Annotated in this window: 18 protein-coding genes; 3 read left to right on the forward strand and 15 right to left on the reverse strand. The window is 71.1% G+C overall.

The window, feature by feature from the left end; translation table 11 throughout:
• Positions 1–59 precede the first annotated feature (59 nt).
• Positions 60–752: a response regulator gene (locus tag OG885_RS12765; RefSeq protein WP_405730454.1), complete on the forward strand. Its 693-nt coding sequence runs from the start codon at positions 60–62 to the stop codon at positions 750–752.
• 127 nt (positions 753–879) lie between these two features.
• Here OG885_RS12765 and OG885_RS12770 read toward each other — a convergent pair whose 3' ends face one another.
• The 6 genes from OG885_RS12770 to OG885_RS12795 form a co-directional block, all read right to left on the reverse strand.
• A complete protein-coding gene (locus tag OG885_RS12770) occupies positions 880–2,472 on the reverse strand; it encodes a cation acetate symporter (protein WP_405730456.1) in 1,593 nt (530 codons plus the stop codon).
• A complete protein-coding gene (locus OG885_RS12775) occupies positions 2,469–3,026 on the reverse strand; it encodes a DUF485 domain-containing protein (protein ID WP_405730458.1) in 558 nt (185 codons plus the stop codon). Before OG885_RS12775 ends, OG885_RS12770 begins: the two co-directional genes overlap by 4 nt.
• A 69-nt stretch (positions 3,027–3,095) precedes the next feature.
• Positions 3,096–3,779 (reverse strand): response regulator, encoded by a 684-nt coding sequence (locus OG885_RS12780; protein WP_405730459.1) that lies wholly within the window; start codon positions 3,777–3,779, stop codon positions 3,096–3,098.
• A complete protein-coding gene (locus OG885_RS12785) occupies positions 3,776–4,927 on the reverse strand; it encodes a sensor histidine kinase (protein WP_405730461.1) in 1,152 nt (383 codons plus the stop codon). Before OG885_RS12785 ends, OG885_RS12780 begins: the two co-directional genes overlap by 4 nt.
• Positions 4,924–5,454, reverse strand: a complete 531-nt coding sequence (locus tag OG885_RS12790) for a DUF1453 domain-containing protein (RefSeq protein ID WP_405730463.1) — start codon at positions 5,452–5,454, stop codon at positions 4,924–4,926. The genes OG885_RS12785 and OG885_RS12790 overlap by 4 nt, the downstream gene beginning before the upstream one ends.
• Positions 5,455–5,874: 420 nt before the next feature.
• On the reverse strand, positions 5,875–7,998 hold the full coding sequence (locus OG885_RS12795; protein ID WP_405730465.1) for a type IIA DNA topoisomerase subunit B: 2,124 nt from the start codon (positions 7,996–7,998) through the stop codon (positions 5,875–5,877).
• Positions 7,999–8,439: 441 nt separating this feature from the next.
• On the opposite strand from OG885_RS12795, the gene OG885_RS12800 reads away from it, so the two are divergent.
• Positions 8,440–8,670 carry a hypothetical protein gene (locus OG885_RS12800; protein ID WP_399950288.1) on the forward strand — a complete coding sequence of 77 codons (231 nt, stop codon included), beginning with the start codon at positions 8,440–8,442 and terminating at the stop codon, positions 8,668–8,670.
• A 286-nt stretch (positions 8,671–8,956) separates the two neighbouring features.
• Here the strand turns inward: OG885_RS12800 and OG885_RS12805 are convergent, their stop codons facing one another.
• The 8 genes from OG885_RS12805 to OG885_RS12840 all read right to left on the reverse strand — a co-directional run bounded on the left by OG885_RS12805 (position 8,957) and on the right by OG885_RS12840 (position 23,159).
• Positions 8,957–9,817: a S1 family peptidase gene (locus tag OG885_RS12805; RefSeq protein WP_405730467.1), complete on the reverse strand. Its 861-nt coding sequence runs from the start codon at positions 9,815–9,817 to the stop codon at positions 8,957–8,959.
• Between the two features lie 193 nt (positions 9,818–10,010).
• Complete coding sequence (locus tag OG885_RS12810) at positions 10,011–11,546, reverse strand: RNA polymerase sigma factor (RefSeq protein ID WP_405730469.1); 1,536 nt, start codon at positions 11,544–11,546, stop codon at positions 10,011–10,013.
• A 442-nt stretch (positions 11,547–11,988) separates the two neighbouring features.
• Positions 11,989–12,876, reverse strand: a complete 888-nt coding sequence (locus tag OG885_RS12815; protein ID WP_405730471.1) for a FadR/GntR family transcriptional regulator — start codon at positions 12,874–12,876, stop codon at positions 11,989–11,991.
• A 162-nt stretch (positions 12,877–13,038) separates the two neighbouring features.
• A complete protein-coding gene (locus OG885_RS12820) occupies positions 13,039–15,267 on the reverse strand; it encodes an ATP-binding cassette domain-containing protein (protein WP_405730473.1) in 2,229 nt (742 codons plus the stop codon).
• Between the two features lie 161 nt (positions 15,268–15,428).
• The gene (locus OG885_RS12825; protein ID WP_399950273.1) at positions 15,429–16,187 is read right to left on the reverse strand and encodes an NUDIX domain-containing protein; all 759 of its coding nucleotides are present in this window, start codon (positions 16,185–16,187) and stop codon (positions 15,429–15,431) included.
• 129 nt (positions 16,188–16,316) lie between these two features.
• The gene (locus OG885_RS12830; protein ID WP_405742713.1) at positions 16,317–18,233 is read right to left on the reverse strand and encodes a glycogen debranching N-terminal domain-containing protein; all 1,917 of its coding nucleotides are present in this window, start codon (positions 18,231–18,233) and stop codon (positions 16,317–16,319) included.
• A gap of 791 nt (positions 18,234–19,024) precedes the next feature.
• A complete protein-coding gene (locus tag OG885_RS12835; protein WP_405730475.1) occupies positions 19,025–20,830 on the reverse strand; it encodes a DUF4192 family protein in 1,806 nt (601 codons plus the stop codon).
• A 169-nt stretch (positions 20,831–20,999) separates the two neighbouring features.
• Complete coding sequence (locus OG885_RS12840; RefSeq protein ID WP_405730477.1) at positions 21,000–23,159, reverse strand: RecQ family ATP-dependent DNA helicase; 2,160 nt, start codon at positions 23,157–23,159, stop codon at positions 21,000–21,002.
• 308 nt (positions 23,160–23,467) lie between these two features.
• On the opposite strand from OG885_RS12840, the gene OG885_RS12845 reads away from it, so the two are divergent.
• Positions 23,468–24,100, forward strand: a complete 633-nt coding sequence (locus OG885_RS12845; protein ID WP_405730479.1) for a hypothetical protein — start codon at positions 23,468–23,470, stop codon at positions 24,098–24,100.
• Between the two features lie 398 nt (positions 24,101–24,498).
• On the opposite strand, the gene OG885_RS12850 is transcribed toward OG885_RS12845, so the two are convergent.
• The gene (locus OG885_RS12850) at positions 24,499–25,134 is read right to left on the reverse strand and encodes a hypothetical protein (protein WP_405730481.1); all 636 of its coding nucleotides are present in this window, start codon (positions 25,132–25,134) and stop codon (positions 24,499–24,501) included.
• Positions 25,135–25,184 lie beyond the last annotated feature (50 nt).

Below are 25,184 nucleotides of genomic sequence, written 5' to 3' on the forward strand. Positions count from 1 at the left end.
CAACAACGGAGCCGAAGCACGGGCGCACCGCTCGCCCGGCCGCCACGGAGAGAGGCCCGATGATTGACGTCCTGGTCGTGGACGACGACTTCCGTGTCGCCGAGATCAACGCCAAGTACGTGGGAAAGGTTCCCGGTTTCCGGGTCGCCGCCCGCGCCCACACCGCCGCGCAGGCCCTGGCGACCGTCCAGCGCGGCACCATCGACCTGGTCCTGCTCGACCACTACCTGCCCGACCAGACGGGCCTCGAACTCATCCACCGTATGCGCGAGCAGGGCCACGGCACCGACGTCATCATGATCACCGCCGCAGGCGACGTCACGACCGTCCAGACCGCGATGCGCCTGGGCGCCCTGCACTACCTCGTCAAGCCGTTCACCTTCGCGGCCCTGCGCTCCCGCCTCGACTCCTACGCCGCCCTGCGCCGCACCGTCGACCGCGTCGGCGGCCGCGGCATCGCGGGCCAGGAACAGGTCGACCGCATCTTCGGTGCCCTGCGCACCACCCCCGCACCGCCGTCACCGGGCCTGCCGAGCGGCCACTCGGAGCCGACGACCGACCTCATCTGCCACGTCCTGCACCACGCCGACCACCCCCTGTCGGCCCACGAGGTCGCCGCCGAGACCGGCCTGAGCCGCTCCACCGCCCAGCGCTACCTCCGCCACCTGGAACAGGCCGGCCGCCTCCGCCTCTCCCTCAAGTACGGCGACACGGGCCGCCCCGAACACCGCTACGCGTGGGTGGCGCCCTGACGGCAGGGCCGCGGCTGCGGCTCTGCCTGTCGTACGACGATGAAGGCGCCGTACGACGAAGTAGGCACTGTCGGCGAAGGCACCGTCCGGCATGGCAGGCGCCGTACGCCGGTGAAGGCGCCGCTTCCTACGCGGCCCCCGCCCCCGTCAGCGACCGCACCTCGGTCTCCGCGTGCTTGGCCTCGTCGGCCACCTCCGCCGAGGTGACCGTGCCGAGCCAGCCGGCGACGAAGCCCAGCGGGATCGAGACGAGCCCCGGGTTCTGCAGCGGGAAGTACTGGAAGTCGACGCCCGGGAAGAGCGATTCGGGGCTGCCCGACACCACGGGCGACAGCAGCACGAGCACCATCGCCGGGATCAGCCCGCCGTACACCGCCCACACCGCGCCACGGGTGGTGAAGCCGCGCCAGAACAGCGAGTAGAGCAGCACCGGCAGATTGGCGGACGCCGCGACCGCGAAGGCGAGACCCACCAGGAAGGCCACGTTGAGATCCCGGGCCAGCAGGCCCAGGGCGATCGCGACCACGCCGATGCCCACGGCGGCGACACGTGCCACGGCGACCTCGCTGCGGGGCTTGCTGTTCCGGCGCCGCAGGGACGCGTACAGGTCGTGGGCCACGGACGCGGAGGAGGCCAGGGTGATGCCGGCGACCACGGCCAGGATGGTGGCGAAGGCTACGGCGGCGACGATCGCGAACAGAACCGTTCCGCCGGTCGAGTCGGCGCCGCCGCCCAGGTCGAGTGCCAGCAGCGGCACCGCCGTGTTCCCGGCCGCGTTGGATCCCCGCACCGCTTGCGGCCCCACGATCGCGGCCGCCCCGAAACCGAGGACGATCGTCATCAGATAGAAGCCGCCGATGAGCCCGATCGACCAGACCACGGAACGGCGCGCCGCCCGTGCCGTCGGCACGGTGTAGAAGCGCGACAGGATGTGCGGCAGCCCCGCGGTGCCCAGGACCAGTGCCAGCCCCAGGCTGATGAAGTCGAGGCGCGCGGTCCAGTCCCCGCCGTACTTCAGCCCGGGCGCCAGGAACTTCTGACCGTGTCCACTGCGTTCGGCCGCACTGAGCAGCAGTTGGTCGAAGTCACCATGAAAGCGCACCAGAACGAGGACGGTAAGGGCGATGGTGCCGCCGAGAAGCATGACCGCCTTCACGATCTGAATCCACGTGGTGGCCCGCATCCCTCCCAACGACACATAGATCACCATCAGCGCGCCGACCCCGATGACGGTCCAGGTCTGCGCCGCCTCACCGGTGCCCCCGAGCAGCAGCGCCACCAGGCTCCCCGCACCCACCATCTGCGCCACCAGATACAGAACGGACACGGTGACCGAGGAGGTTCCCGCCGCGATCCGCACCGGCCGCTCGCTCATTCGCGCGGCCACCACGTCGGCCAGTGTGAACCGTCCGCAGTTGCGCACCAGTTCGGCGACGAGGAACAGCACCACCAGCCAGGCCACCAGGAAACCCACCGAGTACAGCATCCCGTCGTACCCGAAGAGCGCGATGAGCCCGGAGATCCCCAGGAACGACGCCGCCGACATGTAGTCGCCCGCGATGGCAAAACCATTCTCCATCGGCGAGAACAATCGCCCACCCGCGTAGAACTCCTCCGCGGAGCCATGACGGTTGCGGCTCACCCACGTCGTGATCGCCAGAGTGACCGCGACGAACGCGCTGAACAGCAGCAATGCCAGCGTCTGATGATCGCCCGTCACGACGCACCGCCCCGGATCCCGCGCGTCAGCTCCTGGGTGTCCCAGCGCAACTCCAACGCCGCCCGATCCCTACGCAGTCGCGCATGCCGGGCATACGCCCAGGTCAGCAGAAAGGTGGTGAGGAACTGGCCCAGTCCCGCGACCATCGCCACGTTCACCGCGCCCGCCACCGGCCGGGCCATCAGCCCCGGCGCGGTCGTCGCGGTCACGACGTACCCCACGTACCAGCCGAAGAACCCGATGAACGCCGGCACCACAAACCGCCGATACCGACTGCGCACCTCCTGGAACGCCGCGCTGCGCTGCACCTGGAGGTACACCTCCGCGGCCGCGTCCTCACGCCGCGTACGCCCGGTCTCGGCGACGGACAGCGGCACCGCCGCGCCGGCGTCGTTCAACTCCCCCCAGCCGGACGCGAGTGCGTCGTACCAGGGGTCGTCGTACCTCACCGCTGCGGGCGCCTCGGAGAGAGCCGGGTCGAACCCGTCGTGACTCTCGGTCGCACCTTCGGGATCACCCCCGCCGCCGCGGGGACGACCGTTGCTTGACTGCATGCCCAAGGATGGACAGAACGGGAAGATCCCCGACTCTTCTTCTCCTCACGCTTCACCCCATCAGGTGATTCAACCCGTGGGAGGCCGCACAAGTCCCTTCGCATAGGCGTAACGCACCGCCTGTGCCCGGTCCTTGAGCCCGGTCTTGGAGAACATGTTGTTGATGTGGGTCTTCACGGTCGCCGTGGAGACATGCAGCCTGCGGGCGATCTCCTGGTTGCTGAGGCCTTCGGCGATCAGCAGCAGCACCTCGGTTTCCCGCCCGGTGAGCCCGTCCGGCGGCTCCGCGGGCTCGGCCGGCCGGGGTTCGGGTTCCGACAGCCGTTCCAGGAGGCGCCGTTGGACGCTCGGCGACAAGCCCGCGTCCCCGGACAGCACACTGTGCACCGCCCGCACGATCTCGTCGCCGCCCGCGTCCTTGGTGAGATAGCCGCGCGCTCCCGCCTTCAGGGCCGGGAACAGCGACTCGTCGTCCCCGAACGTCGTGAGCACCACCACCTGCGTCCCCGGATGCTCGGCGCGGATCCGCCGGGTCGCCTCCACTCCGTCGCAGCGGGGCATGCGCAGGTCCATCAGCACCACGTCCGGTGCGAGTTCGGCGACGAGCCGCACCGCCTCGTCCCCGTCTCCGGCGGCTCCGACGACCTCGACCCCCGGCAGCAGCCCGAGCAGCATCACGATGCCCTCCCGGACGACGGTCTGATCGTCCGCGACCACCACCCGAGCGACCTTGCCGCCGACGTCCTCCGTCATACGGGCACCTTCAGCGTCACCGCGAATCCCTCCTCCTCCGGCCCTGCGTCCAGCGATCCGCCGAGCAGCTCGGCCCGCTCCCGCATGCCCAGCAGACCGTACCCGCCTCCCGCGGCGGCGAGTTCGCCCGGCGAGCCTCCCGAGTCCCTTACGTCCAGGATCACTTGATGCTGCCCGTAGTCCAGTCGGAGCCGCACCTTGGCGCCCGGCGCGTGCTTGCGGACGTTGGTCAGAGCCTCCTGCGCGACCCTTCGCACGGCCTGCGAGGCCTCGGCCGGCAGCGCTCTGCGCTCACCCGTAATGGTGACCTCGGCCCCCACGGTCGTGCCCACGAGCTGGGCCAGGAAGTCCTCCAACGGGGTCAGCTCACCACGCAGGGCGGAGAGTGCCTGTCTCGTCTCGGTGAGGCCGTCCCGCGCCATCCCCCGCGCCGCCACGACCCGTTCGAGGATCTGGTCCCGGTCCGCTCCCCTCTCGATCAGCAGCCGGGCGGCCTCCAGGTGCACGAGCTGGGCCGAGAGGCTGTGGGCCAGCACGTCATGGATCTCCCGGGCGATACGAGCCCGCTCGGCGAGCGCCGCCGACTCCGCCTCGGCCGCCCGCGCGGCCCGCTCCTGGGCGAGCAGCCGCTGGGCACTGCCCCGGGCCTCGGCGTCGAGGCGCAGCGTGTACCCGGCGAGGGCCAGCCCCAGACAGGTGACCACGGTCGTCAGCACATCGTCGTCGTTGAGGGCCCCGTAGGCACCGAGCGCCGCCGCCGTGACCGGCACGGCGGCGGTCAGGGGCAGCCGTTCCAGAGCGGCGACAGCGGACGCGCACCAGACGACGAGGGCCGGCACCGGCAGCCCGGACGCCTGGGCCACGATCGCGACGCCCTGGAGGAGACCCCAGGACACCAGCGAGAGCCAGAGCCGGTGCTGAAGTGTGGCGCGGTAGAAGGCCCAGGCCAACAAAGCGGCCAGGGCGAACCCCCCGGCACCCGCGGCGACTCTCCAGCCGTGGGCGGAGCTGCTTGTCAGGGCACCCCACAACAGCAGGGAGACGAGCAGCAGCCTCACCGCCCAGGCGAGCACGCGTCGGGGCCGTGAGATCCCCGCACGCCCGAGCGCCTCCCGGGACGGCCAGCGTGTCCAGGCGTTCTCCTTCACACACGCTCCTTCCAGGCACGCCGGGGCATGTCGTCACCGTACGCCGCGCCTCGGGCGGGAGCCGTGCGGGAGGACGAGGACTGAGCGCGCCAGGCGAGGATTCCCGAGCGGACGAGCAGGGTGGCAGCCAGGGCGAGGAGCAGGGCGGACGAGTCCTGGTGGATGCCGAGCGCGGCGCCGAAGGCGTAGAGGCCGACGCGCAGGGCTATGCCGATGAGCCAGACCAGCCCGCTCGCCTTTGTGCTCCTGCTCCACACGGCGCCGTCGGGCTCCGTCCATATGCGTGAGGTCCAGGCCCAGGCCGCTCCGATGGCGAGACCGATGAGCAGCTCGGTCGTGAGCAGGGCGACCGACGCGGTGTGGTGGTGGGCGTCTATGAGGCCGGGTTCCCTCAGCGCGACGACGCCGAGCACGGCCGGCAGCAGCCACCAGCGTCGTTCCGTGTCGATCCGCTGTGCGCGGAACTGGCGTGCGACCACCACGACGACAACGGCCGCGATCAGGAATCCGTCGACCAGCCCGGACATCAGAGCCTCCGTGAGCGAAGAGGGACGCTGCCGACAGCGAGCGCTGCCGACGCCTTCGACGCTACGGAAATTCGCTGGTCAGGGGATCGGAGCAGGGGTGGATCGTGGGTGGACGCACCACCACGATCGGGCTCCACCCACGGGTGGAGAGTCTTGAGGCGCGGCTGGTTCGGGCGGGCCTCGCGGGGGAGCGGTCCTCTGGGCACGCCGAAGCGCTGGACTGGTGCGGGGCCCCGGCCCGGCACGTGGGCCCCGGCATTGAGCCCAAGGTCAGGGGGCCAGTGCCCGCCTCAGGTCCGAGCCCGGCTCGGACCTGAGCCCAGCCCAGATCCAAGCCACGCCCAGGACCAACACGGACCCAGAACCCCTCCACGCCCACAACCAACCCGGGCCCAGAACCCACCCCGGCCAAGCGCAGCGCTACGCGTCGATGCGCGACCGATCCAACGTCGCGGCCGAGCTGGAGATGAACTCCTTGCGCGGCGCCACGTCATTGCCCATCAGCAGGTCGAAGACCTGCTCGGCGGCCTCCAGGTCGGAGAGGTTCACCCGGCGAAGGGTGCGGTGGCGCGGGTCCATGGTCGTCTCCGCCAGCTGGTCGGCATCCATCTCGCCGAGACCCTTGTAGCGCTGGATGGAGTCCTTGTACCGGACGCCCTTGCTCTGGAACTCCATGAGCTTGTCGCGCAGCTCACGGTCCGAGTACGTGTAGACGTACTTGTCCTGCCCCTTCTTGGGCTGGACCAGCTCGATGCGGTGCAACGGCGGCACCGCCGCGAAGACACGCCCCGCCTCGATCATCGGCCGCATGTAGCGCTGGAACAGCGTCAGCAGCAGCGTCCGGATGTGGGAGCCGTCCACATCGGCGTCGGTCATCATGATGATCTTGCCGTAGCGGGCCGCGTCGATGTCGAAGGTCCGGCCCGACCCCGCTCCTATGACCTGGATGATCGCGCCGCACTCGGCGTTCTTGAGCATGTCGGTCACGGACGACTTCTGGACGTTGAGGATCTTGCCGCGGATCGGCAGCAGCGCCTGGAACTCGGAGTTCCGGGCCAGCTTCGCCGTACCGAGCGCGGAGTCTCCCTCGACGATGAACAGCTCGCTGCGGTCGACGTCGTCGCTGCGGCAGTCGGCCAGCTTGGCGGGCAGCGACGAGGACTCCAGGGCCGTCTTCCGGCGCTGCGCGTCCTTGTGCTGACGGGCCGCGATGCGCGTCCGGGCGGCGGCGACGACCTTCTCCATGACGACCCGGGCCTGCGCCGCGGCGTCGCGCTTGGTGGAGGTCAGGAACGCCTTGAGCTCCTTGGAGATCACGGTGTTCACGATGCGCCGGGCCGCGGACGTACCGAGGACTTCCTTGGTCTGGCCCTCGAACTGCGGCTCGGCCAGGCGGACCGTCACGACCGCCGTGAGGCCTTCCAGGGCGTCGTCCTTGGCGATGTCGTCCTCGGCGACACGCAGCAGCTTCTTGGCGCGCAGCACCTCGAGCATGGTGCTGGTCACCGCGGTCTCGAAGCCCGCGACGTGGGTGCCGCCCTTGGGCGTGGCGATGATGTTCACGAACGACTTCAGGGTCGTGTCGTATCCCGTGCCCCAGCGCAGCGCGACATCGACGTCGAGCTCCCGCGTGACCTGGGTCGGCGTCATCTGGCCGTGCTCGTCAAGGACGGGGACGGTCTCCCTGAACGTGCCCTGGCCGGAGAAGCGGAGGATGTCGCAGACCGGCTTGTCGGTGGCCAGGTACTCGCAGAACTCACTGATGCCGCCGTCGAAGCGGAAGGACTCCTCGCCCTTGCTGCCACCCTCGCCGAGGCCGAACTCGTCACGTACGACGATGGTGAGGCCCGGGACGAGGAACGCGGTCTGCCGGGCGCGCTGGTGGAGGTGCTCCAGGGAGAGCTTGGCGTCCTTGAGGAAGATCTGCCGGTCGGCCCAGTACCGCACGCGTGTGCCGGTGCGGGTCTTGGGGATCTTCTTGGCCTTGCGCAGGCCACTCGTGGCGTCGAACTTCGCGTCCGGCCCGGCGCCGGCGAAGGCACCGGGGACACCGCGCCGGAAGCTGACCGCGTGGGTGTGCCCGCTACGGTCGACCTCGACGTCCAGTCGCGCGGACAGGGCGTTCACCACGGAGGCGCCCACGCCGTGCAGACCGCCGGAGGCCGCATAGGAGCCGCCTCCGAACTTGCCGCCGGCGTGCAGCTTGGTCATGACGACCTCGACGCCGGACAGTCCGGTCTTGGGTTCGACGTCGACCGGGATGCCCCGGCCGTTGTCCCTGACCTCCACCGACCCGTCGTCGTGGAGGATGACCTCGATGTGGTCGCAGTAGCCCCCGAGGGCCTCGTCCACGGAGTTGTCGATGATCTCCCACAGGCAGTGCATCAGGCCACGACTGTCGGTCGAGCCGATGTACATGCCCGGGCGCTTGCGCACGGCCTCGAGCCCCTCGAGGACGAGGAGGTGCCGCGCGGTGTAGTTGGAACCGTCCCGGTCTGCTCCTGCCAGCAGCGCTGTGGACGGCACGGACGTCTCGGCGGTCACGCGGTTCGCTCCTCGCTGAATTTCAGGTGTGGCCCTTGTGGGTAAGGGCGCGGCCTCGGCCGCCGTCAAGAGGGTACCGAGGCCTGGTAGAGCCGTTGTAACGCCACCCTCACCCTGAACTCACACTAGTCCAGAGTCGCATGCATGTTCGATCCCTCGTTGGAGTGAAGTACATATCACGTTCCCTTCGGGGCATGAACCATTTAGGCTCCGGGCACGTCCTCATGAACAACCGGCAACCCAGCCGGGAGGACAGACATCGACAGACAGCGCGAACCCGTAAGACACATAGACACGCAATACGGCACATTCGCCGCCAACCGGCAGCAGACGGCCGGCCTCGAAAGATTTTTTCGAGGAGAAGCCCCGAGCGGGAACGTTTTCGGGCTGGTTGGATGTTGACCCTGGTACGACAGCTCGTCGAGCTAGAGAAGAGGCGACGTGACTACTGTTCTGACCCCCGCGAGCCCGTTGACGGCCGCCGATCGCTGCGACCGCTGCGGCGCCCAGGCATACCTGCGCGTCGTCTTGCTCAGCGGCGGTGAACTGCTCTTCTGCGCCCACCACGGTCGCAAGTTCGAGCCGGAACTCAAGAAGATCGCCGCTGAGATACAGGACGAGACGGAGCGGCTGACGACCGTTCCGGCAACGGCTTCCGAAGACGAGCGCTGACACCTCGCATCCACTACGAGCCGGTATCGGCACAGGCCGACATGCGGACGGCCGCCCCTGAAAGCAGGGGCGGCCGTCCGTGCTCATACCGACGATCGCCGCCGGAGTCTCCAAAGGATCCGAGCGGCCATCGATCTCAAAACCTCACAAGGCCCGACCGGTGGGCCCTCAGAAGTTCCACAAGACAGGTGCTCTCAGGGCTCCGACCTTGCCATCGGGCCCGAGGCGCCCACGGGAGCCGGATGGGACCCGCTGGGCTCGTGGGGTGAGGGTTCACGGTCCCTTGTCAGGGCCCCGTGCTCGCTTCCCCGTCCCTGCTGACGCCCCACCCGAGCGTCCGTACGACGTCGGACACGCGCGTGTACACGCCAGGGCTACCCTGCAGCCCGCAGCCGCTCCCCCAGGACACCAGCCCGACGAGTCTGCCCTGGGCGACCAGCGGCCCCCCGCTGTCGCCCTGACAGGCATCGCGACCACCCTGCTCCTCCCCGGCGCACAGCATCGAGTCAGCGCGATAGGTGCCGTCCGCGTTCCCCGGGTAGGCCTGCTCACAGAGGCCGTCGGAGAGGACGTGGACGCGCGCGGCCCGCAGGCTGTGCGCGTAGTCGCCGCTGCCCGAGATATCGCCCCACCCGTACACCGTCGCGTCCGTGCCCGGCTCGTACGCCGTGTCGCCGTCGGCCGCCATCGTGATGACGGAGTCGCGCGGCAGCGGCTCGGCGAGACTGAGCACCGCGAAATCCCCGGCGTTGGTGGCGGGGTCGTAGCCCGGATTCACCCACGTGGCACGTACGCGGATCTCCTGTCCCTGATCCGAGAGCAGATCCGTACGCCCCGTGATGGCCTTGAGATCGCTCACCCTGTTAGGCGGGGCCCCCAGGACCTCCTCGCCCACACAGTGGGCCGCGGTGAGCACAGTGGTCCGGCCGACGGCCACGCCGCCGCAGAACTGCCCCGCGCGCGTACCCCCGAACCGGTCACGACTGGACAGCGCCACGGTCCACGGGCCGTCCGAGATGTCGACGGGAAAACCGCCCACGACGATGCTGTCGGCGGCCACAGGGGCCGCTGACGCCAGCGGTATGGCACCCGCCACGGCCGCCAGGACCAGCGACCGGTTCAGCGCCCGGGAAAGGGGACGACGCATGCGCGTTCCTCACTCTGGGGTGGACTTGGAAAACCCAGAGTGATTCACCACGCCGCCGCGCGCACCCGCGCCCATGACGCCACGGCCGCCCCCGACCCGCGCCCGCCCGACACAAGGGCCCAGCAAGAGGGCCCAGCACGAAGGCCCGGCTTCCTCGCGGGAAACCGGGCCTTCGACGTCGTACGACCGCGTCCTAGTCGAGGTAGTCGCGCAGCACCTGCGAACGCGACGGGTGGCGCAGCTTCGACATGGTCTTGGACTCGATCTGGCGGATGCGCTCACGCGTCACGCCGTACACCTTGCCGATCTCGTCGAGGGTCTTCGGCTGACCGTCGGTGAGACCGAAGCGCATCGAGACGACGCCCGCCTCGCGCTCGGACAGGGTGTCGAGGACGGAGTGCAGCTGCTCCTGCAGGAGCGTGAAGCTGACCGCGTCGGCCGGGACGACGGCCTCGGAGTCCTCGATGAGGTCACCGAACTCGCTGTCGCCGTCCTCGCCCAGCGGGGTGTGCAGGGAGATGGGCTCGCGGCCGTACTTCTGGACCTCGATGACCTTCTCGGGGGTCATGTCGAGTTCCTTGGCCAGCTCCTCCGGGGTGGGCTCGCGGCCCAGGTCCTGGAGCATCTGACGCTGCACGCGCGCGAGCTTGTTGATGACCTCGACCATGTGCACCGGGATACGGATGGTGCGGGCCTGGTCGGCCATGGCGCGGGTGATCGCCTGACGGATCCACCAGGTGGCGTACGTGGAGAACTTGTAGCCCTTGGTGTAGTCGAACTTCTCGACCGCGCGGATCAGACCGAGGTTGCCCTCCTGGATGAGGTCCAGGAAGAGCATGCCGCGACCGGTGTAACGCTTGGCCAGGGAGACCACCAGACGGAGGTTGGCCTCCAGGAGGTGGTTCTTGGCGCGGCGGCCGTCCTCGGCGATGATCTCCAGCTCGCGCTTGAGCTTGGGGGCGAGCTTGTCGGCGTTGGCCAGCTTGTCCTCGGCGAACAGACCGGCCTCGATGCGCTTGGCGAGCTCGACCTCCTGCTCGGCGTTGAGCAGCGGGACCTTGCCGATCTGCTTCAGGTAGTCCTTGACGGGGTCGGCGGTGGCGCCGGCCACGGCCACCTGCTGGGCAGGCGCGTCGTCCTCGTCGTCGTCGGAGAGGACGAAGCCCTTGCTCTCGCCGCCCTCCTCTTCCTCTTCGCCGGGCTTGATGTCCTCGAGGACCTCGTCCTCGACGACCTCGGCGTCGTCCTTGCCGCCGGCGGTCTTCTTCGCCGCCGTCTTCTTGGCGACGGTCTTCTTCGCGACCGCCTTCTTGGCGGTCGTCGTCTTCTTGGCGGCGGCCTTCTTCGCGGGTGCCTCGTCCTCGGCGGAGGCTTCGGCAGCGGGCGCCGCGGGGGTGGCGGTGGCGGTGGCCTTCTTGGTGGTCACCGTCTTCGCAGCGACCGTCTTGGTGGCGGTGCGCTTGACCGGACTCTTCGCTGCGACGCTCTTTCGGGTGCGCTTGGGCTCCGCGGCACTGACCATCAGCGTCACACCCTCTTCCTCGAGGATCTGGTTGAGGCTGCGCAGTACGTTCTTCCACTGAGTGGCCGGAATCTGGTCAGCTTCGAAGGCCCGACGCACGTCGTCGCCGGCGATCTGCCCCTCAGCCTTTCCCCGCTCAATCAGAGCCATGACAGAGACGGACTCGGCGATCTCCGGCGGGAGCGTACGGGATGTGCTGGCCGACACGAACAACCTCTCGGAACGTTGGAAAACGGCTTCCGGCCCCGTCCGGGATGGACAGGAACCGACCACCGGCCGTGGAGATGGGCCGACGGTGCGGGCGGGGGCCGGGAAGATGCACAGCGCCATTCATGGCGTCCGTATTCCCTCCGCGGCTGTCACCTCTTAGGTCATCGCGTTGTTTCCACAAGCGTTACGCCCAATCTGCGTGGCCCGAGTCACACCCCGTAAGCGCTCAAAAACGGTCAGACACGGGCAGAGGAGGTCACCTGCAGACGCCGGGAGGAAGAAAACACCTTGCGCACCACCTCGCGAACCACCCTGCCCGCGCCGTCGGACCTCGCAGGATTCCGAAGGATCCTGCGAGGTCCGACGGGAGGCGGCCCTTCGGCCGAACGGTGCCCAGGAGGGGGAGGCACCCTCCGGCCGCGCCGCCCGCGGTGCGTGGTCAGTGCTCGCGCGGCGCCGGCACCACGCGCTCCACCTCCGGGTGGACGGTCAGCAGCTGGCGCATCGCCGCCTCGGCCGCCGTTCCGTCGCCGGCGGCGAGGGCGTCGGCGATCCTGCCGTGCTGCGCCAGCGAGGCCTCGTTCGGCCGGTCACACCCGGTGACCGGGCTGCCGGACACCTGGAGCGCGGCCGACACGATTCCCGAAAGGTGCTCCAGCATGCGGTTGCCCGCGAGCTGAATGAGCAGGGAGTGGAATTCGGCATCCGCGCGGGAGAACGTCAGCGCGTCACCCTGCGCCATGGCGTGCCCCATGATCTCCACCATGTCGGTGAGCCGCTGCTGCACCTCCTCGCGCCCATGACCGGCGGCGAGGCGCGCGGCGAGCGGCTCGATCGTCCAGCGCAGCTCGCTCAGCTCACGACGCTGGTCGTCTCGCTGCGGCCCGAAGGCGCGCCATTCGATGATGTCCGGGTCGAGGAGGTTCCAGTCGCTGACGGGGCGCACGCGCGTGCCGACGTTCGGCCGGGCGCTGACCAGGCCCTTGGCCTCCAGGACACGGAGGGACTCGCGGACGACGGTGCGGGAGACCTCGAATCGCTGGCCGATCTCCTCGGGCACCAGGGGCCGGTCGGCACCCAGGTCGCCGGAGACGATCATCTGGCCAAGCTGCTGGACGAGTTGGCCGTGCAGTCCGCGTCCACGGCTGCCCGCCGTGCGTCGGCCCACGCGGCCCAGCTCGGGTTCCGCGGTGTCCCAGGCGGAGGTCCCGAGGCGGTCTGCGGCGGGCGCATCCGCGTAGGGGTAGCGGTCGAGTTCGCCCGGGCCGGCGAGACCGGAGTCTCCGGAGCGGGCGGCGGTCATCATGGTGTGCGCAAGGGTACTCACGGATCCTTTGTCGGCGCCGTCCCCAACTCCCTTGAGGTCTTTGGTGAAAAGCACACGAAAGGGTGATCGCTCACCCCGTCGCAATTGACGCCTTATCGGAAAGAAATGGGCTTTCCGTGGGGAGTTGTGCACAGAGCGGGACCGGAAGGTCGCGGACGGTCGTCATTGGACCCTGCTACGCAGGCCCGTGAGCAGATATGCGCAGAGCAGAGCCATCAGCGACAACGCCAGCGCCCCGCCGACCGGTTGGGCGATCACACGCGCCACGGCGGACAGATAGCGCTCTCCACCAAAGGGCCACTGCAGCAGGAACGTCTCGCGAAGCCGCAGCGGAAACCCCGCGGCCGTCCGCACAGCCGGTCCTTCCACGGCTTTTTGTACGAGCGGTACGACGACGACCGGTACGGCGACCACGGCGGCCAGCCCGGCCGTGGTGGACCGAAAGATGCCCGCGGCCAGCACGCCCGCCCAGGCGCAGCCCACCACGAGGCCCATCCAACTCGCGCCCAGTGACAGCCAGTCGGCGGGAACTCGCGCGAGCTCCCGTCCGTACACGAGATAGAGCACTTCGGTGTCGCAGCCCACCGTGAGGAAGGCCAGCAGCAGCGCGGTGGCGGCGGAGACGACGAGCTTGGCCGTGAGCAGCCCCAGCCGCCGGGGCACGGTGCCGCGGTCCGCCGCCAGGGCGGGGTGGCGGAACTCGTCACCGAAGGCGAACGCCCCGAGCAGCCCCGCGCCTAGCGCCGCGGGCGGCAGCGGCAGCTCCTGCGGCCATGCGGCCAACAGTCGGTGCTGCGGGGTGTGGCCGATTCGGGCGAGCAGTAGGGCGGTGAGGGCGGACACGACGAGCACGGCGGCCGCGGTGAGGAACCCGGTGCCGACCCCTGCGGCCCGGCGCAGCTCGTACCGGAGCGGGCGCAGGGGGCTGGGGGCGGGGCGGACCGAGATGGGGGGTGGGAGTTCGGAGGGGGCGTCGAGCGTGGCGACCGTCGAGGGGCGGGGGGCCTGGGTGAAGGGCGACGTCGCGCTTGGCGTGGTGGGATGCGCGGCGGGCGTGGCGGGATGCACGGCGTCTTGGGCGCGATGCACGGCAGGCGTGGCGGGATGCGCGGCGTCTTGGGCGCGATGCACGGCGTCTCGGGCCGCATGCGGTGACGGTGGGTCCGTCAGCGGCTGCGATCGTGGCTGTGACTTCGGCTGCGGTACGTCGCCAGCTCTCTGGGGCGGGTTGGTTGCCGTCGGTTCACGCGCGGGGCTGCTGGAGCCGTGGGGCATGTCGGCTTCGCCTGGTGGGGCGATGTCGGCCAGGGGTGATGAGGGGATGCCTGTCTTCTCCGCTGTGCCCGCTTCCCTCAGCAGGGTGGTGGCGAGCGGGTCGGCTGACGGTGTGCCGCACCGCTCCGAGGCATCCGGCTCACCGGGCACTGTCGTCGCACCCGATTCGACGGACGCGTCGCCGCAGGTCAGCGGGGTATCGGCAGGGAGGCCATCGCGCCTCGGAGCCGTTCCCGCACCCGGCCCCATGTCGCCGATCTCGTCCGCGAGTTGATGGACGAGGACGCCGTGCCGGAAGGCGGCCTCACCGACGTCGGCGCAGGTGCTGCCGTACACGGAGAGACGGTTGCCGCCCTCGCGGACGACCTCGACGGAACGGTGCCTGGTGCGGGCTTCCTTGGCCAGGAGGGCCGCGAGGCGGGCGGCGTGCGGGGTGCGGACGGCGACGCGGGGCCGCAGCCGGGTGCGGGCGAACTCATCGGCCTCCTGGTCGGCGACGAGTCTGCCTTCGTCGAGCGTGACGACCCGGTCGGCGGTGCGGGCGGCCTCCTTGGGATCGGCGGTGGTGATCAGCACCGTGCCGCCCTGGCCCGCGTGGGCGCGCAGCATGCCGTACAGCCAGCGGCTCTCGCGGGCGGAGAGTCCGTCGGCGGCGTCGTCCAGCACGAGCGTGTGCGGGTCGGACAGGAGGGCGCAGGCCAGGCCGAGGCGTCGGTCCATGCCGCGCGAGAGCGTGCCGAGGCGCTCCTCGCGCAGGCTGACGAGCCCGACGACCTCCAGGACCTCGTCGGCACGCCGCACCGGAACCCCCGCGGCGGCGCACAGCATGCGCAGATGCCCGCGGACGGTGCGGGACGGATGGCCCGGCACGTCGCCGAGGAGCACGCCGACCTCGCGTGACGGGTGCGCGATCCGGTGCAGGGGGCGGCCTCTGAAGTAGGTGACACCGCGGCCCTGTTGGAGTTCGAGCATGAGTCTGAGTGCCGTTGTCTTGCCCGCCGCCGGCGCGCCGAGCAGTGCGGTCACGCGGCCTGCCCGAGCTTCGAAGGAGACGTCGTCGACGGCGGGCGGAAGCTCCTTGCGGGGGTTGCTGGTCAGTCCGAAGGCCTGGATCACCCGAAGCAAGATAGCGCGCTATGTCCGTTTTTTCCGTCACCGCACGGCTCGCTCCGCAGGCGGTAGTCAGGCCGCTCGTACCGGTGTTCGTCGCCGAGCCGTCCCTGCCGGTATCGCCAGGTGCCCCAGCTCCCGCCACGGCGACGGAGGTTGGGCCGACCTCACACTTCGGGGCGCAGCATCGGCGGGTTGAGCAGAGTGGCGCCGCCGGCCCGGAAGAGCTGGGCGGGGCGGCCACCTTGGCGCGTGGTCGTCCCACCGGTGGGCACGAGGAAGCCCGGCGTACCGGTCACCTTGCGGTGGAAATTGCGCGGGTCCAGGGCCACCCCCCACACCGCTTCGTAGACCCGGCGCAGCTCTCCCACGGTGAACTCGGTGGGGCAGAACGCCGTGGCGAGTGACGAGTACTCGATCTTGGAGCGGGCTCGCTCCACACCGTCGGACAGGATCTGCGCGTGGTCGAAGGCGAGCGGAGCCACCGCTTCGCCGTCGCGCCCGTACCCGCCCTGCTGGAGCAGTTCCTCGACCGGCGCCCAGCGGGCGTTGCTGGCGTCGCCGCCCGCCCGGGGTGCGGGCAGGTCGGGGGCGAGCGCGAGGTGCGCGACGCTCACGACCCGCATGCGAGGGTCCCGCTTGGGGTCGCCGTAGGTCGCGAGCTGCTCCAGGTGAGCGCCGTTGTCCTGCGCCGGGGCCGCCGGCTCATGGGCACGCAGCCCGGTCTCCTCGGCGAGTTCACGGGCCGCCGCCTGCGACAGGTCCTCGTCGGCCCGTACGAAACCGCCGGGAAGCGCCCAGCGCCCCTGGAAGGGCGGCTCGCCCCTGCGCACCGCCAGCGCGCACAGAGCATGGCGGCGCACGGTCAGCACGACCAGATCCACGGTGACGGCGAAGGGCGGAAAGGCTGACGGGTCGTAGGGCATGCGGCGATCATAGTCGTCTGCCTGACGATAAACACTCCCTTCGTCGGCCGCATCGGTGGCTGATCCACTTCGGTCCGGTACCTGCCCAGCGCCCGCTCACGGCTTCGCGAGGCGACGCGTCGTACGAGGTCACGTTCCCAGTTGCAGCCCGTCGGCCGCCTCCTCGACCATGGCGAGGCCGAGCCGGCCGACCCGCACGGAGAACGCGCCGCTCGCGATCCGCAGCCCGGTCAACACGATCTCGCCCAGCGGCGCACTGCGCACGGGACGCAGTGTGACCGTCCCGGCGGGGGCGTCCGGGCGGATCCCCGCGAGCGTGGTCAGCAGCAGCACCCCGGCGGCCGCCGCGGTGGCCGCGGGCCGGCACGCCGCCGGGTGGGGGACGGGAGCGCTTCCGTCCGTACGTTGCTCCCCCGCGAACATCTCGGGCAGCCGGTGGCCGAACGTCTCGGCCGCCGCCAGGACGCCCCTCAGCAGTGACGTCGCCTCCTTCTCGTACCCGGCGGCGGCCAGGCCCGCGACAGCGATCGCCGTCTCCTGCGTTCTGACGGCGCCCCCACGGTGACCGAAGGGGCTGTATCCCACCTCCTTCGCACCCAGCCCCCTCAGCCCCCAGCCCGAGTCCATGGCGGGGCCGCCGAGCAGCCGGGCGAGCTGTTCGGTCTGCACTTTGTCGAGCAGCCCGGGCGCCAGTTCGCCTGCGCCCAGCAGACCGGTGTCGAGGAGATGGACGGCCGCCGCACCCAGGTGCGGGACAGGCCGGCCGTCCGGGGCACGGGCCAGCACGGGTCGCCCGCCCCCCAGGTCGCCGATCCAGAAGTCCTCCCGGAAGGTGGCCCGCATTTGTTTCGCCCATTGCCTCAGCCCGGCGCCGCCCGGTCTGCCGCAGGCGTCGAGCAGGTCGGCGCCGAGCAGGGCCGCGCGATGGGCATGGGCCTGTGTCTCACAGCGAAGCGGGCCCCCGGGTTGCGGGTCGCACAGATAGGGAGCGTCGCCGACTGTGGTCCGCAGCCAGGTCAGGCAGCGCTCGGCGGCGGGAAGGAGCTCCTCCGTCTCGACGTCGGGCAGCCCCCAGCGGCGGGCTTCGGCGAGCAGCACCGGGAAGAGCAGGGTGGCTTCCGTGCCGGTGCAACTCGGTGGCAGGTGCGGGCCCGCGTCGCGTCTGGGAGCGGGGATCATGCCGGACTGCGGTCCATGGCCCTGGAGTTGGGTGCGGGCGAGGGTGCGCAGGGTGCCTGCGGCGAGGCGGGTGCCGAGCGACAGGGTCATGCGGGCCGCGGTGAGCGCGTCGACCGGGGCCAGACCGCAGCGCCAGGGCGCCCCGGCGGCCAGGTGGATGTCGGTGGGGTGGGCCGGGTCGCGCAGGAGCAGGGCCTGGAGGTCCTCGATGCTCGTCCGCAGCAGGTGCTGCGCCCTGGGGTCGTCCCCCATCGCCCGGGCGGGAGCGAGAGGACTCGTCGCGGCCCGGCCCACGGCCCGGACGGGTCCCGCACCGTCCGGTCGCACTCGCAGCTCCACGCTCGCACTGCCGCCCGGCGGCAGGACGAACTCCCAGCGCAGCAGCCCTGCCGAGGCCAGGGCGTCGGCCGGTGGCGGGTCGGCCGTGACCGACACGTTCCCGATAGGGGACGCCCAGCGCAGGCCGGAGTCGTGGACACTCGCGGGCAGTTCCGGTGCCGGACCACCGCCCGCGATGGCCCCCAAGTCGGCCAGATCGGTACCGAGAGCCACCTCGACCGGCAGCCTCAGTGGACGAACCGCCGCGCTGGACAAGGTGATCCGCTCCGTACCGTCCGCGTAGCGGATGCGCTCGACGACCACGTCCGGATCCGGACCCACATGCGGTGAGGTTCGGACCGTACCCAGGAACCGGACGCTGTCCGCCGCGGTCATCCGCGCCTGGACCGCGAGCGGTTCACGCCCTGCCACCCGGAGCAGACAGCGGGAGAGCACGCGCCGGCCGGCCCGGTAGAACCCCTCCAGACCTTGACCGGTCAGCTGCCCGTGTTCCGTGGAGATGGCGAGGCCGGGGAGAGCGACGCAGATCAAGGCGGTGTGGGTGGGTGGCAGGTCGGCGGTGCGGCGGGGTGGTGGGAGCCGGCCGGCCTGAGCGGGTGAAGCCGGGGGGCGGCCTGCCTTCCCGACGGCTTGCGGCGGTGTCGAGGCGTGAGGCGTCGGCCGGACTGTCGTCGGCTGGCTCGAGAGACGTGATCGGTCTGCCGCTGCTGCGGAGCGCGGCCTGTGGCCCTCGATCGCGTCGAGGTCCGGGTCCGGGCCTCCTAAGTTCAGCGGAACCTGACCTCTCGTCCGGCTGAGACGTTCCGCGGGATCGACCTCCCAGGAAGAGGAAGAGAAAGGGGGTGCGGACGAGAGTCCAGGAGAGCCGCTCCGCTCGCCCGGTTCGTCGCGCCATCCGGTGCCGTTGGCGAACGGGGGCAGGTCGAGACGCTGCTCCGAGGGCAAGGCGGGGGAACGGTTGTCGTCGGCGGTGGAGCGCGGAGTCGGCTGATTCATGGGCGGCTTCTTCTGCTCTCGGTGCGCCTCGGGCGGGTACGACGTCAGCGGGACGGGACTCTGGACCGTGGCGGAACTGTGTACGGGGACACGTCGGCACGCCCGTCCAGCCGCTGCGCCACTCAGGTGAACGGAACAGGGCTCCCCCGGGTCACGCCTCTGGCCGCCCGAGCCGACCGGATGGCGGCGAGGCTGTGCCGATACGGACCTATTGGCGCCACACCCGATCCATGCAAGACACCCGCCCCGCCAAGGCATCCGCCCCGTCCAAGGCATCCAAGCCGTCCAAGCCGTCGAGTCGGCCATATCCGCCCTGCGCGCCGTCATGCGGTCCCCGTATCCCCCGCATCCCCGGGGCGCGCACCACCCTCGCGCACCCCCGGGCCACTGCCATCGACGCCCTTGCGCGTGCGCCCCGTGCGCGCGGCGCCAGGACGCGTGCCTCCCGCCACTGACGCGCGAGGACGTGGCGCACTCGCCCCCGCCCCACGCCCCTCCCCCTTCCCGGAACGGGCGCCGCTCGCAGCCGCATCGCCGGACCGCGTCCGGCGTCGTCGGCCGGAACCCGTCGCGGTCGCCGGTGCCGGACACGGCACGGACCCAGCGGACTCGCCACGTCCCGCGGCCCCACCCCGACTGGTGGACGCGTCACCGCATCCCGCCGCCTCGACGTCCGCGTCGCCTCCGAAGCTTCCCGATCCCGGCCAGCCCCTCTCCCCTCCGACCACAGGGTCACCGGCTTCCGACACTTCCGGCCGCCCCCTGTCGCCACGTTCCGCCCGCAGGCAGCGACGGATCGACTCCGGGTCCAAGCCCTCGTTGCAGGCTTGATGGAGCAGGCGCGCGAAGAGGTAGTCGGGGTCGGCGCCCAACGCCATGGCCAGTGCTTCCCTGGCCTCCAGCTGGTCGCCGGTCGACCAGGCGACCCAGCCGGCGAGGGTGAGCGGCGCCGCGGCATGTTCGCCGTACGGCCCGACGCAGCGCCGGGCCAGCGCGCGCCAGAGTCGGAGGGCCGGCCCTGCCACGTCTCCTTCCATCCACTCGGCCGCGCGGTCGCGGGTCGTACGGTCCTGGAGGCCGAGGATCAGCGACGCCGCCTCGTCGTGCCCCAGCAACTGATCGTCACGGAGATCCGCGGTGAGAATGCCGGACACCGCTGGAGCCTGCGCGAAGCGCCGCATGACCAGCTCGGCCAGCTCCAGGGTCTCGGCGGCCACACCACTGCGACCGGCCCCGTCGAGAATCCTCGGGACGATGGCCATGCCCGCCGTGTCCAGGGCGATCTCCTGGGCCAGCACGGCGGCGTTCTCCCAGGGCATCAGCCTGGCCCGCAACTCCCGCAGAGTGCCGCGCACTTGGAGACCGGCGTAGGTGGCGGCGGCCGCCAGCACCGAGGTGCCCGGCAGACCCATCGACTGCCCCTCGGGCGGACAGCACACCTCGCTCACGCAGCAGTACGACCAGAAGCGACCGTCGGAGATGCACAGCGCCTCGATCACCGGGACGTCGCGGGAGCCACACTCGATCCGCAGTTGCTGGGCGAGGGGTCGCAGCCGTTCCATCACCTGTCGGCCGGATTCGCCCGGCCCGGGTTCCTGGCAGAGGTAGGCGACCATCTGGTCGGGACGCGCTCCCCTGCGCTCGCTGCCGGTGACCAGCCCATGGGCCAACTGCCGGGCCACGGCGGGCCAGTCGTCGGAGCTCGCGGGGATGCCGAGCCTGGCCCGGCCTCCGAACCGGCCTCGTCCGTCCTTGTCGCGGAGGGCGACCAGGACGATGCTGTCCTCCGGCCGGTAACCGAGCAGATAGGGCAGGGCGTCGGCCAGTTCGGCCGGGGTGCGCAGTGTCACCTGGTCGTCGCCGTGGCCGTCGTACGCGATGGAGCCGTCGCGTACAGCCTGTCCGGGGCGCTCGTCCCCGGCACCGACGGCCTCGCGTGCACGGCTTCCCTGCGCCTCGCCGCTCCCCTTCGCCTCGTGGCTTCCCTCGTCCTGGCCGCTTTCCTTCCCCTCGCCGCTTCCCTGTGCCTCGCCACTTTCGAAAGCCATAAGGCTTTCCTCAGCAGATGCAGCACTTTCGGCAGATCCAGAACGTTCGGGAGATCCAGTCGTTTCGCTGTGATTCGTCATGCCCTGACGATCTCGCGCATCGCGAAATCCCGCTCCGGCCTGTGGATAACTCCGGCCGCGGACACGTCAATTCAGTTCCCGCCACGCACCGCACCGCTCAACCCGCCACGCACCGCACCGCTCAACCCGCCACGCGCCACACCGCTCAGCCCGCTAAGCACCGCACCGCTCAGCCCGCCGCCGCAAGCACCAGAGGAAGCACCTGCTCACTCCCCGCCCGCAGCAGCAGACGCGCGGCGACGGCCAGCGTCCAGCCGGAGTCGGTGTAGTCGTCCACGAGCAGGACAGGCCCGGGAGTGCGAGCCAGCGCTTCGGCGAGCTCGTCGGAGACTCCGAAGCTGCCGGACAGCGCCCTGAGCCGCTGGGCGGAATTGCTGCGACGCGCCGCATGCGCGCCGCCCGGGCCCGTGTACGTCAGGGTGCCCAGCAGCGGGAGGCGGCCGATGCCGGCGATGCCCTCGGCGAGGGAACCCACGAGCCGGGGGCGGGCCAGGGACGGTACGGCGACGACGCCCACCGGTCGAGGCGCCGCATCCGGCGTGTTCGATGCCCAACCGCCCGGCGAGCGCGCCCAGTCGGCGAGGACCGACACCGCCGCCCGTAGGACGTCGTCGGGGACCGGACCGTCGGGAGCACCCTCGGCCAGCAGCGGGCGCAGTCGATTGCCCCAGCCGATGTCGGAGAGCCTCCCCAACGCGCGCCCGGTGGAGCACTGCTCCTTCGCCGGGATACGGCCCTTGAGGTCGATACCCAGCGCGGGCATTCCCGTCGGCCACATCCGGCGTGGTTCGACCTCGATGCCCGGGCGGTCCAGTTCCTTCGTCGCGGCGGTCAGCGTCTCCGCCGAGACGGAGGTGTCGGCCCAGGGCCCCGCGCAGTTGTCGCAACGGCCGCACGGGGCCGCTCCCTCGTCGTCGAGCTGGCGGCGCAGGAACTCCATCCGGCATCCGGTCGTGCTCACGTAGTCGCGCATGGCCTGCTGCTCGGCCGCGCGCTGCCGTGCCACCCAGGCGTACCGCTCGGCGTCGTAGACCCATTCCTTGCCGGTGGCGATCCAGCCGCCCTTGACCCGCTTGACGGCCCCGTCCACGTCGAGGACCTTGAGCATGGTCTCCAGGCGGGTGCGCCGAAGGTCCACGACCGCCTCCAGGGCGGGTACGGACAGCGGCCGGCCCGCGTCGGCCAGTGCCGCGAGGGTCTGGCGGACCTGAGCCTCGGGCGGGAAGGCGGTGTCCGCGAAGTAGCGCCAGATGGCCTCGTCCTCCTTGCCCGGCAGCAGCAGCACGTCCGCGTGTGCCACGCCCCGTCCCGCGCGGCCGACCTGCTGGTAGTAGGCGATGGGCGAGGACGGTGAGCCGAGATGGATGACGAAGCCCAGGTCAGGCTTGTCGAAACCCATGCCGAGCGCCGAGGTCGCGACCAGTGCCTTGACCCGGTTCGCTAGCAGGTCGGTCTCGGCCTGGAGGCGGTCGGCGTTCTCCGTGCGCCCCGTGTAGGAGGCGACCTGGTGACCGCGCTGCCGCAGATGGGCGGTGGCCTCCTCGGCGGCGGCGACCGTCAGCGTGTAGATGATTCCGGAGCCCGGCAGCTCGTCCAGATGCTCGGCGAGCCAGGCGAGTCGGTGTGCGGCGTCCGGCAGTTGGACGACGCCGAGGCGCAGGCTCTCGCGCTCCAGCGGGCCGCGCAGCACCAGCGCTTCTCCCGCGCCGGTGCCAAGCTGTTCGGCCACGTCCGCGGTGACCCGCGCGTTGGCGGTCGCGGTGGTCGCCAGGACCGGAACTCCGGGAGCGAGCTCGGTGAGCATCGCCCGCAGGCGTCGGTAATCCGGTCGGAAGTCGTGCCCCCAGTCGGAGATGCAGTGCGCCTCGTCCACCACCAGCAGACCGGTGGTGGCCGCCAGTTTGGGCAGCAACTGGTCGCGGAAGTCGACGGAGTTGAGGCGCTCGGGACTGACCAGGAGCACGTCGGTCTCTCCCCGCTCCACCTCCTCGTGGATGGTGTCCCACTCCTCGGGGTTGGCCGAGTTGATGGTGCGCGCCCGGATGCCGGCCCGCGCCGCCGACTCGACCTGGTTGCGCATCAGTGCCAGGAGCGGGGAGACGATCACCGTCGGACCGGCTCCCCGTCGACGCAGCAGCGCGGTGGCGACGAAGTACACCGCGGACTTGCCCCAGCCGGTGCGCTGCACGACCAGCGCGCGTCGGCGGTCCTCCACCAGCGCCGCCACCGCCTGCCACTGGTCCTCGCGCAATCGCGCGGAGCCCTCCGGGGCCCCGACCAGCTCGGCGAGAACGGCATCGGCTTCGGCGCGGAGCTCCAGGTTGTCCATGTCTCCATGCAACCCGATGGCACTGACAATCGGCCACTTCACACGGCGTGACACCAGGCATCCTGTCTGTCAGGCACGCGCGCGTGCCTGGCGTCGCACGGCTAAACAGCGGGTAGGGATATAAACCACACACCGCCATATACCGGTCGGTGGCCCCAATTGCTCGTTGCCGCATCCAAGTTCGACAGGAAGAATTGAACTCCGCTCCCCGCACGGCTCGTCCGTGGTCCGGTAGGGCTCTGCTGCGGTGTGCGCTCCCCCGAATCCGACCCCGCCCGCAGTGTGGGCGCGTAGCCGAAGGGAGGACCGTGACCTTCGGATTCGCTCCGTCCTCGGCGGCATCCACGTCGACGTCTGCCGACCTGTCCGCCGCATCCAACCCGCTGACCCGTCTGCTCGAACCCGCGGAGTGGGCCGCAGCCGGGATTCCCCTGCTGCGCAATCCCCGCGAGGTCGTGAGCGGACTGCACTCCCGGCACCGTCCGACGACCGCGACGGCGATCGTGGCCGTCCTCGATCCGGACGAACGGCTCAGCGCGAGCGCGTCGTTCACCCGCCGCTCGGCACCGGCCGACGGGTGGATGTTCCGCAACGCGCTGCTCTCGCAACTGCGCCGGGTCATCCCGCACGACCTGCGCCGCCGCACACCGGTACGCACGGCGGTGCTGCTGTACTGCCGTGACGGCGACGCGCGTTGGACGGAGGAGGACGGCGCGTGGATGTGGGGCCTGCGCGACGCCTGCACACTGCACGGACTGCGTTGCGGCGCCTACATCACGCTGACCCGTGACGGCTGGCAGGTCCTCGGTGAGGGTCGCGGCGGACGCCGCCCCAACTCCACGTCGGCACCGGAACCCTTCGCCCTGTCCGAGGCCCCGCCCCCGCTGCCCCGCACCGGCGGTGCTGCGTCAGAGGTACTGCGCCGCGCGGCGGCCCGCTGAGACTCCGGAGGGTGCCTCAAGGCGCCTTCCGGGACACCGGCCGGACCAAACCGGGCCGATCCCGCTTCCGAAGCACCCGCGTCCGCCGTACGGCGAAGTCGTACGGCGTGAGCGACGGGCGTGCGGTCCTACGGCGGGAACGTCGGGCGGCGCGCAAGAGAACTCGCGCTCGCCGAGCAGTCATCCGGCCACCGTGTTCACCGCGGTGGCGGCCGACGGCGGGATTCCCTGGCCCACGGCCCATCACGGCAGCGGACGGCAGGCCGGAGCACACCTGGGCGAGGGCACGCGCACGGACCGCCGCCGGAGTCCGCGCACGACAAACCCCCCACCGTGCTGGAGCCGCCGGGGCGGCTCCTTCGTCACCCCGGTATCCCCCCGGACGTACCGGGACGGGCTCAGACTCCCGCGCCCAGCACCGCGTTGATCTGCTGCGGGTCGCCGCAGACGATCAGCAGGGCGCCGGCCCGGCTGTGGGCCAGGGGCAGAACGGTGGCGGCGACGGCGTCGGAACCGCCGTTGACGGCGACCACGACGACCGGGCGCGTGGCGGCTCGGCCCGCGGCGTCGGCGTGCACGTAGAAGACGTCGTCACCCGCGTCGTGCTGAGCCCAGTAGGAGGCTTCGCCGAAGGACAGCTCGTGGGTGGCCCACGGGTGCTGCTCGCCGGTGGTGACCACCAGCACGTCGCCAGGGGCACGGCCCGACTCCAGAAGCAGGTCCACGGCTTCCTCGGCGGCGTCGAGCGCGCCGTCGGCGGAGGCCGGGATCAGCTGGAGCTGCGGGGTCGCCGGAGCCTGGGCGGCGGCGCTGGGCGCCGGGCCCGAAGGTCCGGGCTTGGCGGCCACGTCGTGCGGTGCGCGCTGCACCGGAGGCGTGGGCCGCAGGGGGCCGGGGCGGCCGGGACGCGGGTGCGCCGCGGGCCTGGGGCCGGGTACGGGACGGGGGGTCGGCGCGGTGCGGCCACTGGCCGAAGTGGCGCGGGGACCCTGGGCACTCTCGTGAATCTGAGGCTCCTCGGGAAGGAGAGGCATGAGCTGACTTTTATCAAACATTGGTGCGGCTCGCGTCGGCGGGTGGCACA

Source organism: Streptomyces sp. NBC_00028 (genome assembly GCF_045041065.1).
Taxonomy (GTDB): Bacteria; Actinomycetota; Actinomycetes; order Streptomycetales; family Streptomycetaceae; genus Streptomyces.